Source organism: Bordetella muralis (assembly GCF_054781015.1).
Genome location: NZ_BAAGVF010000006.1, coordinates 197,236 through 213,065, shown reverse-complemented (window position 1 = coordinate 213,065; position 15,830 = coordinate 197,236). Strand labels below are relative to the sequence as shown.

At 60.2% G+C, this 15,830-nt stretch carries 16 protein-coding genes; 11 read left to right on the top strand and 5 right to left on the bottom strand.

Annotated features, from left to right (window positions below; translation table 11 throughout):
* The first annotated feature begins 57 nt into the window (after positions 1-57).
* The 6 genes from ACYVIT_RS12025 to ACYVIT_RS12000 are packed head-to-tail and all read left to right on the top strand — an operon-like array spanning position 58 to position 7,158.
* A complete protein-coding gene (locus tag ACYVIT_RS12025) occupies positions 58-1,260 on the top strand; it encodes a CaiB/BaiF CoA transferase family protein (RefSeq protein WP_415806230.1) in 1,203 nt (400 codons plus the stop codon).
* Entirely contained in the window at positions 1,257-2,060 is an 804-nt protein-coding gene (locus tag ACYVIT_RS12020) for an enoyl-CoA hydratase/isomerase family protein (protein ID WP_415806229.1), read from the top strand. Before ACYVIT_RS12025 ends, ACYVIT_RS12020 begins: the two co-directional genes overlap by 4 nt.
* Positions 2,061-2,083: 23 nt before the next feature.
* Entirely contained in the window at positions 2,084-3,025 is a 942-nt protein-coding gene (locus ACYVIT_RS12015) for a hydroxymethylglutaryl-CoA lyase (RefSeq protein ID WP_415806228.1), read from the top strand.
* Positions 3,026-3,058: 33 nt separating this feature from the next.
* Complete coding sequence (locus ACYVIT_RS12010; protein ID WP_415806227.1) at positions 3,059-4,252, top strand: acyl-CoA dehydrogenase family protein; 1,194 nt, start codon at positions 3,059-3,061, stop codon at positions 4,250-4,252.
* A 23-nt stretch (positions 4,253-4,275) separates the two neighbouring features.
* Positions 4,276-5,655, top strand: coding sequence for an MmgE/PrpD family protein (locus ACYVIT_RS12005; protein ID WP_415806226.1), 1,380 nt, complete (start codon positions 4,276-4,278; stop codon positions 5,653-5,655).
* 3 nt (positions 5,656-5,658) lie between these two features.
* Positions 5,659-7,158, top strand: coding sequence for a class I adenylate-forming enzyme family protein (locus ACYVIT_RS12000; RefSeq protein WP_415806225.1), 1,500 nt, complete (start codon positions 5,659-5,661; stop codon positions 7,156-7,158).
* A 7-nt stretch (positions 7,159-7,165) separates the two neighbouring features.
* On the opposite strand, the gene ACYVIT_RS11995 is transcribed toward ACYVIT_RS12000, so the two are convergent.
* The 4 genes from ACYVIT_RS11995 to ACYVIT_RS11980 all read right to left on the bottom strand — a co-directional run bounded on the left by ACYVIT_RS11995 (position 7,166) and on the right by ACYVIT_RS11980 (position 11,606).
* The gene (locus tag ACYVIT_RS11995; protein ID WP_415806224.1) at positions 7,166-8,134 is read right to left on the bottom strand and encodes a Bug family tripartite tricarboxylate transporter substrate binding protein; all 969 of its coding nucleotides are present in this window, start codon (positions 8,132-8,134) and stop codon (positions 7,166-7,168) included.
* Between the two features lie 209 nt (positions 8,135-8,343).
* Complete coding sequence (locus tag ACYVIT_RS11990) at positions 8,344-9,252, bottom strand: tripartite tricarboxylate transporter substrate binding protein (RefSeq protein WP_415806269.1); 909 nt, start codon at positions 9,250-9,252, stop codon at positions 8,344-8,346.
* Positions 9,253-9,426: 174 nt separating this feature from the next.
* Positions 9,427-10,893 carry a sensor histidine kinase gene (locus ACYVIT_RS11985; protein ID WP_415806223.1) on the bottom strand — a complete coding sequence of 489 codons (1,467 nt, stop codon included), beginning with the start codon at positions 10,891-10,893 and terminating at the stop codon, positions 9,427-9,429.
* Positions 10,890-11,606 (bottom strand): response regulator transcription factor, encoded by a 717-nt coding sequence (locus ACYVIT_RS11980; protein WP_415806222.1) that lies wholly within the window; start codon positions 11,604-11,606, stop codon positions 10,890-10,892. The genes ACYVIT_RS11985 and ACYVIT_RS11980 overlap by 4 nt, the downstream gene beginning before the upstream one ends.
* Positions 11,607-11,727: 121 nt before the next feature.
* Between ACYVIT_RS11980 and ACYVIT_RS11975 the strand changes: the two genes are divergently transcribed.
* The 5 genes from ACYVIT_RS11975 to msrA all read left to right on the top strand — a co-directional run bounded on the left by ACYVIT_RS11975 (position 11,728) and on the right by msrA (position 14,866).
* Positions 11,728-12,357 carry a cytochrome b/b6 domain-containing protein gene (locus tag ACYVIT_RS11975; protein WP_415806221.1) on the top strand — a complete coding sequence of 210 codons (630 nt, stop codon included), beginning with the start codon at positions 11,728-11,730 and terminating at the stop codon, positions 12,355-12,357.
* 11 nt (positions 12,358-12,368) lie between these two features.
* A complete protein-coding gene (locus tag ACYVIT_RS11970) occupies positions 12,369-13,160 on the top strand; it encodes a molybdopterin-dependent oxidoreductase (RefSeq protein WP_415806220.1) in 792 nt (263 codons plus the stop codon).
* Positions 13,161-13,207: 47 nt separating this feature from the next.
* Positions 13,208-13,525 (top strand): pentapeptide MXKDX repeat protein, encoded by a 318-nt coding sequence (locus ACYVIT_RS11965; RefSeq protein ID WP_415806219.1) that lies wholly within the window; start codon positions 13,208-13,210, stop codon positions 13,523-13,525.
* 68 nt (positions 13,526-13,593) lie between these two features.
* The gene (gene msrB / locus ACYVIT_RS11960) at positions 13,594-14,097 is read left to right on the top strand and encodes a peptide-methionine (R)-S-oxide reductase MsrB (RefSeq protein WP_415806218.1); all 504 of its coding nucleotides are present in this window, start codon (positions 13,594-13,596) and stop codon (positions 14,095-14,097) included.
* Between the two features lie 25 nt (positions 14,098-14,122).
* On the top strand, positions 14,123-14,866 hold the full coding sequence (msrA, locus tag ACYVIT_RS11955; RefSeq protein WP_415806217.1) for a peptide-methionine (S)-S-oxide reductase MsrA: 744 nt from the start codon (positions 14,123-14,125) through the stop codon (positions 14,864-14,866).
* Positions 14,867-14,876: 10 nt separating this feature from the next.
* On the opposite strand, the gene ACYVIT_RS11950 is transcribed toward msrA, so the two are convergent.
* The gene (locus ACYVIT_RS11950) at positions 14,877-15,830 is read right to left on the bottom strand and encodes a 2-hydroxyacid dehydrogenase (RefSeq protein ID WP_415806216.1); all 954 of its coding nucleotides are present in this window, start codon (positions 15,828-15,830) and stop codon (positions 14,877-14,879) included.

Below are 15,830 nucleotides of genomic sequence, written 5' to 3'. Positions count from 1 at the left end.
GTACATTAAATAAAACGCTTAACCCTCGTATGAGGGGATAGGACGGAGACCTCATCCATGCAACAAACGAGTGCTGCCACCCATAGTGTGCCAGCCACGTCTCCCTTCAAGGGACTGGTCGTGGTTGAACTGGGCCATAGTGTGGCCGCGCCGTTTGCCGGGCAGATTTTCGGCGAATTGGGCGCGACAGTCATCAAGGTGGAAAAACACGACGGCGATGCCGCCCGCTCATGGGGGCCCCCCTTTCAAGACGGCGCCTCCACCATGTTCCAGGCGCTCAACCGCAACAAACAATCCGTCGTATGCGACTTGCGCGACGCGGAACAGACCGACGCGCTCAAGCGCCTGATCGCCGAACGCGCGGACGTCGTCCTGCAGAACCTGCGCCCTGGGCAGGTCGACACGCTGGGCCTGGATGGGGCCGCATTGCTCGCGCTCAAGCCGTCTTTGATCTACTGCAACATGGGCGCCTTTGGGCACGCAGGCCCGCTACGCCATCGTCCCGGCTACGACCCGTTGATGCAGGCTTTCGGGGGCATCATGAGCACCACGGGCGAGGCAGGCCGCCCCTCGGTACGCGTGGGCGCGTCCATCGTCGACATGGGCACAGGCATGTGGGCCGTCATTGGTATCCTGGCTGCGCTCTGGCAGCGCCAGGCCACCGGCCAGGGCCGTATCGTCGATGTGTCGCTATTCGAAACCGCCACATCCTGGGTGTCGCTGATTGCCTCGCAGGTATTGGTCTCGGGTGAAGCGCCCTCGCGCTATGGCTCGGGCACGGCCAGCATCGTCCCCTACAAAGGCTACCTCACCGCCGATGGTGAAATCGTCGTGGCGGCGGGCAGCGAAAGCCTGTTCCGCAGTTTGGCGCGTACGGTGGGTCATCCCGAATGGATCACAGATCCGCGCTTTACCGACAACCCCAGCCGAGTGCACCACCAGGACGCGTTGTACGGCATGCTCGACGAGATATTCGAACAGCATCCCACGCATTACTGGCTAGAAAAACTGGAGGCGGCCGGCCTGCCCTGCTCTCCCGTTCACGACATGAATCAAATGCTGGCACACCCCCAGACCCGGGCGCTGGGCCTGGTGCAGCGCGTGCCAGACAGCGAGATGAACTTCATTGGCCTGCCGCTCAGCTTTGACGGACAGCGTCCACAGCCACGCTTTCGTCCGCCCACACTGGGGCAGCACACCGAACAACTATTGGGCCAGACTTCGTCACACGAGACTGCCCCCACGGAGACACATTCATGAACCAGGCATTTCCTCATTACGACACCCTGACCCTACACATGGAAAACGAGCACGTCCTGCTCGTCACGCTCAACCGTCCGCAGGTAGGCAACGCCCTCAATACTCAAATGGGCCATGACTTGCTGGATGTATGGAACCGGCTGACGGAGGATGCAGGCCCCGTACGCTGCGTGGTGCTGACTGGCGCCGGGGAACGCATCTTCTGCGGCGGCGGTGATCTGAAAGAACGCAATGGCATGAGCCGCGAAGTCTGGCAGCGTCAGCACGAACTGTTCGAACGCATGTACTGGACATTAGTGGATTTACCGCTGCCCGTGATCGCCGCTGTCAACGGACATGCCTATGCCGGCGGCCTGGAAATGGCGCTGTCCTGCGACTTTGTCTACGCCAGCCGTCAGGCGCGTTTTGCGCTCACCGAAGTGACCTTGGGCATCATGCCGGGCGCCGGCGGCACACAGAATCTGCCGCGTGCCATCGGCGAACGCCGCGCCAAAGAAATCCTGATGACGGGCCGCCCTTTCGATGCGCAACAGGGCCTGGATTGGGGCCTGATCAACGCACTGCACGAGCCGGCCCAGGTATTGCCAGCTGCGCTGGAGACAGCCAACGTCATCGCGGGCAATGCCCCGCTGTCCGTTCGTCAGATCAAGAAATCCGTGCGCTATGGCGGGCAGATGGAGCTGCGCACTGCGTTCCGCTTCGAGATCGAGGCCTATAACCATCTGATCGACACCGATGACCGTCGCGAAGGCGTATTGGCCTTCAATGAAAAGCGCAAGCCGGTCTTTAAGGGCCGTTGACCCAACAGCCAAAGGAAAACATCATGTCCAGAGAAGTCATCCTGCGCGAAGTCGGCCTGCGTGATGGTCTGCAAAGCGTCTCGACTTTCGTCGATACCGCCGACAAGATGGAATGGATACGGCGCGAGGCGACCGCCGGCGTCAGCGAAATCGAAGTCACCTCCTATGTCCCTCCGAAGCTGCTGCCGCAATTCGTCGATGCCGAGGCGGTCACCACGGAATCGCTGCGCATCCCGGGCCTGACCGTCGCCTCGCTGGTGCCGAATTCACGAGGTGCGCAACGCGGCATCGAGTTAGGCGTGCACAAAATCAATTTCGTCATGTCGGTGAGCGAAACGCACAACATGAAAAACGTCCGCCGCAGCCGGGAAGAATCCTTGGCCGACTTCCGCAACATGGTGGAGCTCGCACGCGCCCAACCGCAGGCGCAACGGCCGATACTCTGCGGTGGGTTAGCGACTGCGCTGGGTTGCTCGTACGAGGGGCAAGTCCCTGTGAGTGATGTCGTTCGCTATGCCGTCGCGTTGGTCGAGGCCGGCGCCGACGAATTGATCATTCCGGACACCGTGGGCTATGCCAACCCGGCGCTGGTGCGCAAGGTGTTCAAAGCTGTTCTTGCCGAAGTCGGCGATTTACCTGTGGCCGCTCATTTCCATGACACACGCGGCACCGGCTTGGCCAATCTATTGGCGGCCCTGGACTGTGGCGTACGGGCCTTCGATGCATCCCTCGGTGGATTGGGTGGATGTCCTTTTGCACCGGGCGCCACCGGCAACATCGTCATGGAGGATGCTGCCTACATGTTGGAATCCATGGGCATAGACACGGGCATTGACCTCTTGGCGCTATTAGAGGTACGCAGCGTCTTGCAGCGCGCGCTGCCCGATGCGCCTTTGTATGGCGGCCTGCCGCGCGCGGGGTTGCCGCGTGGTTTTGTCCCTGCCCGTCAAGCCCTCGCCGCTTGAATCCCTCGTTACGAACTCATCTGACTACACGCTATGGACACGATTTCATCCTCTTCAGAAGGTCTTTCGTTGCCTTTGGGCGAAGACTTTCCCGATGTGCGCGACAGCGTACGGCGCATTTGCGAGCAATTCCCAGGAGAATACTGGCGCCGCCTGGAAGAAGAAAACCGCTATCCAGACGAATTTGTCGCGGCATTGACGGAGTCGGGATTTCTGGCAGCGCTCATCCCCGAAGCATACGAAGGCAGCGGCATGCCATTACGCGCCGCTGCCGTCATCCTCGAAGAAATCCACGCTGCCGGCTGCAATGCGGGCGCCTGCCATGCCCAGATGTATACGATGGGCACGCTGCTGCGCCACGGCAGCGCCGAACAAAAAGCACGCTATCTGCCCGCCATCGCACGCGGCGAACTGCGCCTGCAGGCCTTCGGCGTCACGGAGCCTACCAGCGGCACCGACACCACCCGCCTGAAAACCCGGGCCGTACGAGACGGCGACAGCTATGTCATCAATGGGCAAAAAGTCTGGACCTCTCGCGCCCTGCAATCCGATCTGATGCTGCTGCTGGCCCGCACTACCCCCTATGACGAGGTGGAAAAGAAAGTCGACGGTCTTTCCGTCTTTCTCGTCGACATACGCGCCGCCTTGGGTCACGGGATGGAAATCCGCCCGCTCAAAGCCATGATCAACCACAACACCACCGAGGTGTTTTTCGACAACCTGCGCATCCCTGCCGACAGCTTGATCGGCCAAGAGGGCCGCGGATTTCGCTACATCCTGGACGGCATGAACGCCGAACGCATCCTGGTTGCTTCAGAAGCCATCGGCGATGCGCGCTGGTTCACACGCACATCAGTGGCCTACGCCAATGATCGACGAGTCTTTGATCGCCCCATCGGCCAAAACCAAGGCATCCAGTTTCCCATCGCGCGGGCATATGCGGAAACACAGGCTGCCGATCTGATGCTGCGCAAGGCTGCTGCCTTGTTCCAGGCGGGAATGCCCTGCGGGGACGAAGCCAATATCGGAAAGATGCTGGCGTCCGAAGCTGCCTGGCATGCTGCCGAGGCTTGCCTGCAAACGCATGGCGGTTTCGGTTTTGCACGCGAGTACGACGTCGAACGCAAATGGCGCGAAACCCGCCTGCTGCAGATCGCGCCGATCTCGACGAACCTGATCCTGTCGTACATCGGCCAACACATCCTCGGCATGCCTCGCTCATTCTGAGCGCTGGATTTCACGGAGCTCTCATGAACGCACTCACCCAAGCGTTGGCCACGTACATCGCACAGCCTGATTTGGGCACCCGCGAAAGCGAGGCCATCGCCATTGCCCGCCAGGGCATGACCGACACCATCGCCGTCGCCCTCGCCGGACATCAGGAGCCAGTCACGCGTATCGCGATGGAGTATGCGCGATCCACGCTACAGTCCGGCACACAGAGCGCTCCGCTATGGTTTGGCGGCGCGACGCTGCCATCGCCGCAAGCCGCATTCGTCAACGGCGTCGCAGGTCACGCACTGGATTACGACGACGTCGCGCTTTCTGGCCACCCCAGCACCGTGCTCACGCCGGCCATTCTCGCGGAGGCTCACGCACGAGGCGCCTCAGGAGCCGAGTGTTTGCGCGCCTATGTCGTGGGTTATGAAGTTTGGGCGGAACTGGCCTCGCGCGAATCTGACCCGTATCACATCAAGGGCTGGCATCCCACGGCGGTATTCGGCACTGTCGCCGCAACGGCAGCCCTGGCCTATCTGCGCAAACTACCAGCCTCCGACATCGTCCGCGCACTGGCCATCAGCGCCAGCCTGGCCAGCGGCCTCGTCGCGAACTTCGGCACCATGACCAAACCGCTGCACGCAGGCCGTGCCGGCGCCCTGGCCTTCGAAGCGGTCACGCTGGCCGGCCTGGGATTAAGTGCGGCAAACGACGCACTGGAGCACCATGCGGGTTTCCTGGCCGCCCTATCTCCGCATGGTCATGTCGATCGCGAACGTCCCTATCGGCCTGGCGTCCCCCATATCCTGGCCACGCGCCTGTCCATCAAGAAATACCCCGTCTGCTATTCCGGCCATCGCGTCATCGATGCCGTTCTCGATATCGCGAATGCAGAAAACCTGGATGCCGCCAAAGTCGCGCACATCACCTTGGGTATCGGCCCGGCCCAGGCTTCCATGTTGCGCAACGCGGCCCCCGTCACCGCACTGGAAGCCAAATTCAGCGCGCAATTTGCCGTAGCCGCTGCGTTGATGCGACGTAAAGTGGGGCTGGCGGAATTGAATGACGAGTTTGTCAACGAGTCCGCCATGCACGAGCTCTATCGCAAAGTCGCCGTCGAAATCGTCGAGACACCGGATCCGGAAGACGCCGCATTCGCCCTATACGACACCGTGACCATCGAAATGCAAGACGGCCGCATTTTCCGCTCAGGCGAAATCCGCTATGCACGCGGACATGCTCATTTGCCGCTGAACGAAGCCGATTTGCGTACCAAATTCGATGACTGCCTGGCCGTATGGCGCGCTCAGGCCGGCACGAATGCCGCAGCAATCCCGTCGGCCGGCACGCTCTATGACCGATTGACCAGCCTCGCTCAGATCGACAACATTCGCACCCTGTTTGGAAACTGACTGATGACGCGTACCGACGATATCCCTTGGTCGCTCGAACTCCATACCCTGGCCCAACGCTATCCTGAACAGGTGGCCGTCGACGACGGCCACGCCACACTGAACTATGCGGCGCTCAATGCCCATGCCCACGCGCTGGCGAACGCCTTGTTAAACGATGGCGCACAGCCAGGGGGCTGTGTCGGCATCTACTTGCCCAATGGTATCAACGCGGTCTGGGCAGATTATGGCGCCACCATCAGCGGCGTCTGTCTGGTGCATCTTAATGCCGCCTACACACGTCAGGAAATTCAATGGGGACAACAATTGGCCCCGATGAGCCACATTATCACTGACCGTGCCCATGCCGGCACGGTCAGTGATCTGGGAGCCCGGCTGATCCTGTGCGAAGACATCGCACCACGTCCCCATCCCGATGTGTTGCCCGCCGTCCGTGCCGATACTTGGGGTCGAATCATTTTTTCCTCGGGCACCACCGGCAAACCCAAAGCGCTGGTGTATGACCAGGGACGCCGCTGGCTGGCAGCAGTTCTGCTGCGTGCCATGTTGCCCTTTACCCCCGGCCCTGGATCACGCGTATTGTTGATGACGCCCTATGTGCATGGAGCCTCGATGCAGGCGCGTGCATGGCTGGACTACGGCGGCACAGCAGTGTTGCTCAATGGCGTCGACCTCGAGGCCGTGGGCCGCGAATTGCGCAGTGGCAAACTCGAAGCGATATTCGCCCCTCCTACCGTGCTCGCAAAACTCGCTGCGGCCTTTGAGGGCGAACATTTCCCCAACGTACGCTGCGTTTTCACCGGCACCCAGACGCTCACGCCCAGCCTCTATGCGCGCGCACGTGCGCTCTTTGGCCCTTGCGTTCGCGTCACCTATGGCAAGAGCGAAAACGTCAATCCCATCACCGTACTGGATCCTGCCGCCACCGAAGCCTGCTTTGCATCGGATAGCGGCGAAGGCGCTTGCCTGGGCTGGCCCGCACCAGGCGTACAGCTGCGCATCAACTCGCACGACGAGATCGAATTGCGCTCGTCGCATATGTACGTCGGCCATATCGATCAGGACGGCTTCCACGCACCGGACGCCGATGGCTGGCATCGCACCGGCGACTTGGGTCGCATCGATGAACGAGGACGGCTCTGGCTGCTGGGCCGCATGGCCGACGTCATCAAGACGGGCGGCTATAAAGTCTATCCCGATGAAATCGAAGCCGCGCTCGCCGGCACACCAGGATGCGGCGACATCTGTGTCGTCGCACTGCCCTCCGACTACTGGGGCGAGATCATCGTCGCCGTCGCAGAGCGTGCCGACGACCTCTGGGCAGATCATGCACGGCAGCAGGTCGAGAGTCTCGCACGCTATAAACATCCCCGCGCGCACATCGCGATCGCGGCTCTGCCCCGCAATCCCCAAGGCAAGATCAGCCGACGCGCCGTACGAGACCAGATACTGTCCGAATACGCATTGCACGACGGCCCCTATCCCACCCTGCATAAAAGTTAACAGGTATTCAATCGACCTTGGCGTTAGAGGTCTTTACCGCTTTGCCCCATACGGAGATCTCTCGCGCGATAAATTCGCGCGTGTCTTCGGGGCTGACTGAAACCGTGTCTGCGCCCAAATCGGCGAGTTTGTTCTGGATACCCGGGCGGCTCACGACATCGCGCGTCACCGCGTTGAGCTTGTCGATGACGGGTTTGGGCGTGCCCGCGGGCGCCATCAAGACAATCCACGCTTGCGCTTCGTAACCCGGCACGCCTTCAACGGAGACTGGCTTCACGTCCGGAAACGCCCGCGCAGGCTCCAGGCCACCCACGGCCAATACCTTTAGCGCACCGGACTCGACATGCGGCTTGATAGCAGGACCTGCCTCAAACATCAGCGCCACATCGCCGCTCAACAGCCCCGTCAACGCGGCCGATGCCCCGCGATACGGCACATGCGTCATATTCAATCCCGCTTGGCTCTTGAACATTTCCATCGCCAAATGGTTGGTCAATCCACTGCCGCCCGAGCCGTAGTTGAGTTGGCCGGGATGCTGCTTGATATAGCCCAGCAGCTCACGCACGTTGTTGGCGGGAAAATCCTTGCGCACTACGAGAAACAGCGGCACCATCGCAACCAACGCAACAGGCTCGTAGTCTTTTTGGGCATCGTATGGCAGCTTGCTATAGAGCCCGGGGTTGATTGCCACAGGTCCACTGGCAGTCATCAACAACGTATAGCCATCCGCCTCCGAGCGCTTGGCAGCCTCCATGCCGATGATGCCGCCCGCGCCGCCTCGGTTATCGACAAAAAAAGCCTGTCCCAGGGCGTCACTCAGTTCCTGTCCAACAGCGCGGGCAATGACATCCGTCGTCTGCCCGGCCGGATATGGCACGATCATCTTGACGCCGCGCTCGGGATACGCCGCATGCGCCGTCACCGTGCCTGCCCCCAATCCAATACCCAGCAATAACGCCGCTATTGCTCCACGCATCCTCTGCCTCCTTATTTGGTGGTTTCGGGCGCTGATCTACGCCAACGTCCGTACATAAACATATCACTTATTTGTGATTATGTACGTACATTGTTATGACGCAGTGCGGCATTGCTGAAAACGAGGGCTTACACCGGCTTTGGCTCGATAGTGGTCGGCGCGATGTGGGACACGGCCGATCCGTTCCACAAATCACTGATCTGCAAGAATCAATCCACCGTCGCGCCCGTGAACTTCACGATTTCTGCGTATCGTGCAATATCTTTACGCACGAATTCGCCTAGCTCCTCAGGCGTGCTGCTCACGGCAGTTGCCGCCTCGGCCTCAAGCAGCTTACGAAAATCCGGTGTATCCACGGCCTTGCGCGCAGCGCTGTTCAGCTCTGCAACGACCTTGGGCGACAAGCCGGCCGGACCAAACATTGCGAACCAGGCGTTGGACTCGAATCCCTTGATCGTGTCGCCGATCGGCGGCACTCCTGGGAATTGCGGCAGTTCCGCCGTGCTCGTCACGCCCAGCGCTTTCAATGTCCCGTTCTTGACCGGGGCCAAGGCATTCATTGAGCTCGCGAACATCATATCCACCTGGCCGCCCAGCACGTCCGTGAGCGCAGGCGCCGTCCCCTTGTAGGGGACGTTCAAGATATCCAACCCGGCCATCATCTTCATCCGCTCGCCGGCCATATGCAGCGACGAGCCTATTGCCCCCAGCGCCGTGGTGTACTTGCCCGGATGCGATTTCACTTCTTTAACAAACTCGGCCATGTTCTGCGCCGGGAAATCCTTGCGCGTGACCAGGACACTGGGCACATTCGCCAGCATACTGATCGGCGTGAAATCCTCGATCGTGTCGAACGGCAGTTTGCGATACAGCGAGGCGTTGATGGAAAAACTGGTGAACGTAACCAATAACGTGTTGCCATCAGCGGTGCTCTTGGCCACATAATCCGCCGCGATGTTGCCTCCAGCGCCAGGTTTGTTCTCGACCAACACAGTGCGCTTTAAATCCTGGCCCATGTGCTGCGCAATACTGCGGGCGACGGTGTCCGTCGTGCCTCCCGGCGGCGCTCCTACGACGAGCTTGATCGTATTATTCTGAGCCATCGAGGCCAATGGCATGGCGCCGGCCACGACCAACGCACAGCCGCTTAATACATAACGAGCAGCAATCAACACGGCAGTCTCCGTTTATTCTCTAGTCTGAATTGGGCGAGCATACTGGCAACGCCCATCCTCGGGAATAGGACAATCCTCCTGGCATAGAACAAATGAATAGATAGGGACGATCGACAATCAGCGCCCGGCGGGCAAGTCGAACGAAAACACGGCGCCTTGGCCCGGCTCGTCCAGCAGGCGGATCTCGCTGCGATGCAATTGCAAGATCCGCTGCACAATCACCAGCCCCAGTCCTCCGCCATCGCTGCGTGGCTGACGCAACGCCGATGCCCGCGTAAATAGTCCTGCACGCAGGTCCGCCGGAATTCCCGGACCACTATCGCTGACCCGCACCTCGACCATCTGCCTGGAATTGCCTAGCCGCACCTCGATGTCAGTACCCGGTGGACTGTGACGAATGGCGTTGTCCAATAAATTGGTCAGCACCCGCTCTATCATGCCCAGGTCGGCGCGCACAGGTGGCAGCTCTCTGGGAAAGTCCGTGCTCAGGCGCTGACGCCGCGCCTCGGCCGCCAACTCAAATTTCTGAATCACATCCTGCACCAGCTCGGGCAGTGAAAACGTGTCGATTTCCAGTTGTACCAGGCCGGATTCCAGCCGGGCCAATTCGAAGAGTTCCTGCGCCAGGCGGCCGACTTTACGGCTTTGTCCAAGCGCGATGTCCAGGTAGCGGCGCCGCTCCTCAGCGGCCAGCGACTCATCCTTCAGGCGCAGGGTTTCCAGATAACCGTGCAGCGATGTCAACGGCGTGCGCAGGTCATGCGAGATATTGGCAACCAGGTCGCGCCGTTGTTGATCCTGCCGCGTGAGTTCGTGCCACTGGTCAGCGATTCGCTGTCCCATCTGCGCAAATGCCCGCCGCAGGACGCCGATTTCGTCGCGATGTTTCTCGTCGTCTCCCACGCGATACAGGGCTGCTGCAGCGCTGCCGTCGCCGTCGAACTTGCGTACCGCCTGCGTCAGCTCGCGCAGCGGCCGCGTTATCAGCGCAAATGCCACCAGCCCGGCCACCAATCCAAGCAGCGCGACCAAGGCGATCGACCATAGCGTGGTACGCAACACGGCGCTGGCCGATACCGCCGAGGCCAGGGCATCATGCGCCTCTCCCTGCAGCACGACATAAACATAGCCACGATCCACACCATCGATGCGTACCGGTGCCGCGCTGAATACTTTATGAGCCCCTATATTGCGTGGATCCGCTCCTAGAATAGGCAACGGATCACCCGCCAGGAAACGGCGCACAGGCTCCAACTCGACCCTGTCGAGCTTGACGCGGCCGGCCGGCGCCGCGTCGGCCTCGATGCGGCCATCATTGCCCAACAGATAGACCTCGACGGCTGGGTTCACGGCCATCAACTGATCGAACAGCGTGCGCACCGACTCCGGTTTCCAGCCGTCGGCGTCCATCAATGTGCGGCTGCCGGCGATGTGCTCGGCCAGGCCGCTGGACAACCTCTGCACGACTTCTTGTTGATAACGCTCATTAGCGGCCATGTGCAGCCAGGCCGAGGCGCCACAGCAAGCCAACAACAACAGCGCGAACACTGCGGAAAGGCGCTGGGTCAATGTCAGGTGCTTCATGAAGACTCTCCAGGAGCCGGCGCGGCGAATTTGTAGCCGCGGCCCCATACCGTCAGGATCAGGCTCGGCTCGGACGGGTCAGCCTCGATCTTTGTGCGCAATCGATTAATGTGAGTGTTTACCGTGTGCTCGTAGCCTTCGTGCTGGTAACCCCAGACCTGATTCAACAGATCCATGCGCGAAAACACCTTGCCAGGATGGCGGGCAAAGAAATACAGCAGGTCGAATTCGCGTGGCGTCAGCTCCAGCAACCGGCCTTGAACCCTGGCATCGCGCGCTACCGGATCAATGGAAACACCCGATACGTCCAGACGGCCGGCATCCAAACGCGCATTGCGCACAAGCGCATCGGCGCGGCGCAGCAATGCCTTGACGCGGGCCACCAATTCCAGCATCGAGAACGGCTTGGCCAGATAATCGTCGGCCCCCAGTTCCAGGCCCAGAATGCGGTGCACCTCGCTGGACCGGGCACTGGTGATGATGATAGGCGTGTAGCGCGCCATCGCGCGGGCGCGCTTGCAGATTTCCAGGCCATCAATGCCGGGCAGCATCAGATCCAGCACCAACGCATCCCAATGCCCGGTTTCCAACTGACGCATGCCGGCGTCGCCGTCAGCCGCATGAGTGACCGCATAGCCCTCGTCGCGCAAGTGCAAGTTCAGCAAATCTGCGATATGGGCGTCGTCTTCGACTATCAGGATACGTTTGGACATGGCGGTGCCAGGGATTTTTGACCGGTAACCGCTATTGTCGCCAATTGCGGCAGGCTAGTTATCACATTTAATTTAACTTTGCGTGAGGACTTCGCCATACGGTACGGGCAAGAATGCCCCCATGGCTACTCACTTTTCTCCTCGTCCGCTTGCTGCCACGTCCGACAACCGCGCCGTGCATCCCGTCTGGCTGCGCGTCACGCACTGGCTGAACGTACTGGCCGTCCTGATCATGATCCCCAGCGGCTGGCGTATTTATAACGCGTCGCCGCTGTTCGATTTCGATTTTCCGGCGGCCATCACCCTGGGCGGCTGGCTGGGCGGTGCGCTGCAGTGGCATTTTGCCGGTATGTGGCTGCTGGCCGGCAACGGACTGCTGTACCTGGCGATGAATTTGGGAACCGGCCGCTTGAAGCAACGTTTTTTCCCGCTGTCGCCTCGACACATCGCCGCTGACTTGATTGCGGCATTGCGCGGCCGCCTGTCGCATGCCGATCCGCGCCATTACAACGCCGTGCAGCGGCTGGCTTATCTGTTCGTCATGGTCGACATTGCCGTTCTGGTGCTGTCCGGCCTCGTGCTGTGGAAATCCGTGCAATTTGAAACGCTGCGCGTATTGATGGGCGGCTATGAATCTGCCCGCTATGTGCACTTCATTGCGATGGCGTTGATGGTCGCATTCGTGGCCATACATGTACTGATGGTGGCCCTGGTGCCGCGCACGCTATTGACCATGATTCGCGGCAAATAAAAGGATACGACATGCCCCTGCACAAACGCCCCACCCTGCCCGGACTGGACGAATCGGCCATCTTGCAAGAGGCGCGCAAACTGCTCGCCCCGCGCATTGAGCAACCCACACGCCGTGCTTTCCTGCAACGCACGCTGAGCCTGGGCGGACTGGCGTTGCTGTCGGGTTGCAGCCTGAGCGACAACGACAGTGTGGAACAAGCCCTGACCGCCGTGTCCCGCTTCAATGATCGGGTACAGGGATGGATTTTCGATCCCACCCAATTGGCGCCCACCTATCCCGAGTCCATGATCACGCGGCCGTTTCCCTTCAATGCCTACTATGGCATCGACGATGTACCGCAGATAGATGAGGCGGATTATCGGCTGGAATTGAGCGGTCTGGTGGCCGACAAGCGCCCCTGGCGTCTGCATCAGTTGCGTGCCATGGCACAGGTCGATCAGGTCACACGCCACATCTGCGTAGAAGGCTGGAGCGCGATCGGCAAATGGGGCGGCGTACGGTTTTCGGATTTTCTGCGCAGCGTGGGCGCCGACCTGCAGGCCAAATACGTGGGTTTCCAATGCGCCGACGACTATTACACCAGTATCGACATGCCCACCGCCCTGCATCCACAGACCTTGCTGACCTTGACCTATGACGGCCAGCCCCTGCCTGCCGAATATGGATTTCCCATGAAGCTGCGCATGCCGACCAAGCTTGGCTACAAGAATCCCAAACATATCCAGGCCATCTACGTCACCAACACGTTTCCTGGTGGTTATTGGGAAGACCAGGGCTACAACTGGTTCGGTGGCAGTTGACGTTTTCTCACCCCCCGCGGCAGTGCCGCAACAAATAGGAGTTCTCCATGAAAAAAAGCGCGATCTATGCAATGTCGATGTGCCTGGCTCTGGCTGCCGGCGGCGCCTATGCCGCAGACAATATGAGCAAGGATGGCATGGCCAAGGACGGCATGTCCAAGAGCTCGATGTCCAAGGATGGCATGTCCCATGATGGCATGAAAAAGGATAGCTCGATGTCCAAAGACTCCATGTCCAAAGATGGGATGAAGAAAGACAACATGTCGCACGATGGAATGAAAAAAGACAGCGCGATGTCCAAAGACAGCATGTCCAAAGATGGCATGAAGAAAGACGGCATGTCCCACGACGGAATGAAAAAGTAAATCGATGCCAACGTGACCACGGTGCCCGCGCTGGCGGGTTCCGCCGGCCGCGTGCCGCGGAGCAGATCATGAAATCAACTCGCAGGTTTTTCCTCACCGCCGGCGGCAATGCTGCCTTGGCCGCAGCGCTGTACACACTGACCGGTCCGAGCGCACTGGCCCGTGCCGAACCGGAAAATTTTGCGGTCATGCACAGCGATGCCGAATGGCGTGCCCTGCTGACCCCGATGCAGTACGCAGTATTACGCCACGCCGAAACGGAACAGCCCTATTCCAGCCCGCTGGACCACGAGCATCGCACCGGCACCTATGCGTGCGCGGGCTGCGGGCAAGCGCTATTTGCTTCACAGACCAAATTCGACAGCGGCACCGGTTGGCCCAGTTTCTGGCAGCCTCTACCGCATGCGATCGGCACCACGCGCGACCGCAGCTTCGGCATGGTGCGTACTGCCGTGCATTGCGGACGCTGTGGCGGACACCTTGGCCACGTATTCGACGATGGGCCCAAACCCACGGGATTGCGTTACTGTATGAACGGTGTCGCCCTGGCTTTCACCATCGCGGTATCTTGATCGACAGCCTTACAGGAATTTCATCATGAACCCGACACTCGCCACGCAAGCCAGAAAAACGGGCACGCCCTCCCGCCGAGTCTGCCTCAGACTGGCCGCGGCAGCCCTTATCACCGGCGCCGCCTCGTTTTTCCTGCAGCCGCCGGGCCATGCTGCCGAGGCCGTATTTCACATTCCACAGCCCGAGCAGGATCTGTCTGCCAATTCAGCCAAAACAGCCACCGCCGTGCTCGCTGGTGGATGTTTCTGGGGTGTACAAGCCGTCTTTCAGCACGTAGACGGCGTCACCCAGGCGCTATCGGGCTACGCCGGAGGCAGCGCCAATACTGCCCAGTACGATACGGTCAGCACCGGCCGGACAGGCCATGCCGAGGCCGTGCAGATCACCTACGATCCTAGCCGTATTACCTATGGTCAGCTGCTGCAGATCTATTTCTCGGTGGCGCACGATCCCACCCAGCGCGATCGCCAGGGGCCGGATGTGGGCACTCAATACCGGTCGACTATTTTTCCGGTGGACGCAGACCAGCGACGTGTGGCAGAGGCCTATATTGCCCAGTTGAATCGCTCGGGAATCTACAACCGCCAGTTGGCGACTACGGTCGAGAACCTGGATAAATTTTATCCCGCCGAAGACTACCATCAGGACTATCTGGTTCGGCATCCCGACAGTCTGTACATCGTGATCAACGACCAGCCAAAAGTAGAAAACTTGGCCAAGGAATATCCTGATCGCTATCGTCAGACGCCGGTATTGGTGGGCGGCTGATTCGTTCTGCCTATCTCGCAGGCCCAAGAAATTCCGTCAGCAACGGCCGACCCGCAAAATAAGCGCTCAGATTGTCGCGAACGAGAGCCCCCATCGAGGCGCGCGTTTCCCTCGTTGCACTCGATTGATGGGGCTGCAGAATGACGCTATCGAGGTCACCGAACTCCCGTGCGATATTCGGCTCATTATGAAAGACGTCAAGTGCAGCGCCAGCAATCAGCCGCTCGCGCAAATACCTTAGCAAGACAGGTTCGTCAACGATCGCGCCACGGGCGACATTAATTAACATTCCATCACGCCCCAAGGCGTCGAGCACCTGTTTGCCGATTACGCCGCGCGTGTCGCTATCAGCGGACGCACAGATCACGAGGAAGTCCACTTCAGCAGCTAACGCGACCACGTCGGAGAAATACCGATAGCGCACATCATCGAAACGGCATCGATCGTGGTATGCGACTTCAAGCTTGAATGCTTCTGCTCGCGTGGCCACTGCGCGTCCCACGCGGCCGAGGCCCAGTATGCCGACACGCTTGCCCCATACGCGTGTTGTCAGGCCAGGGCCGCCCTCGGACCAGCGCCCCTGCCTCACGTAGCTATCACACTGCGGAATACGCCGAGCGCACGCGAGCAGCAAGCCGAATGCCATATCTGCGACATCTTCCGTCAACACATCTGGCGTGTGGGTCACGCGGATATTTCGCCGCCGCGCGTGTGCGACGTCGATTGCGTCGAGTCCGACACCAAAGCTGGCGATGAGCTCGAGGTCCGGGAGCAAATCCATCGTCGCCGCGTCGGCGCCGTGCTCGCCGTCAGTCGCGAGCGCGCGCACACCTGAGCCGAATTTCCGAAGGAAGCTTACCTTGTCGGTTGCCTCCCACAGACGGTGAACGCTGTACGTTTGCTCGAGAATCGCCATATCAGCCGGCGTATATGGCCGTACAACAATCAAGGGCTGCTTGCTCAT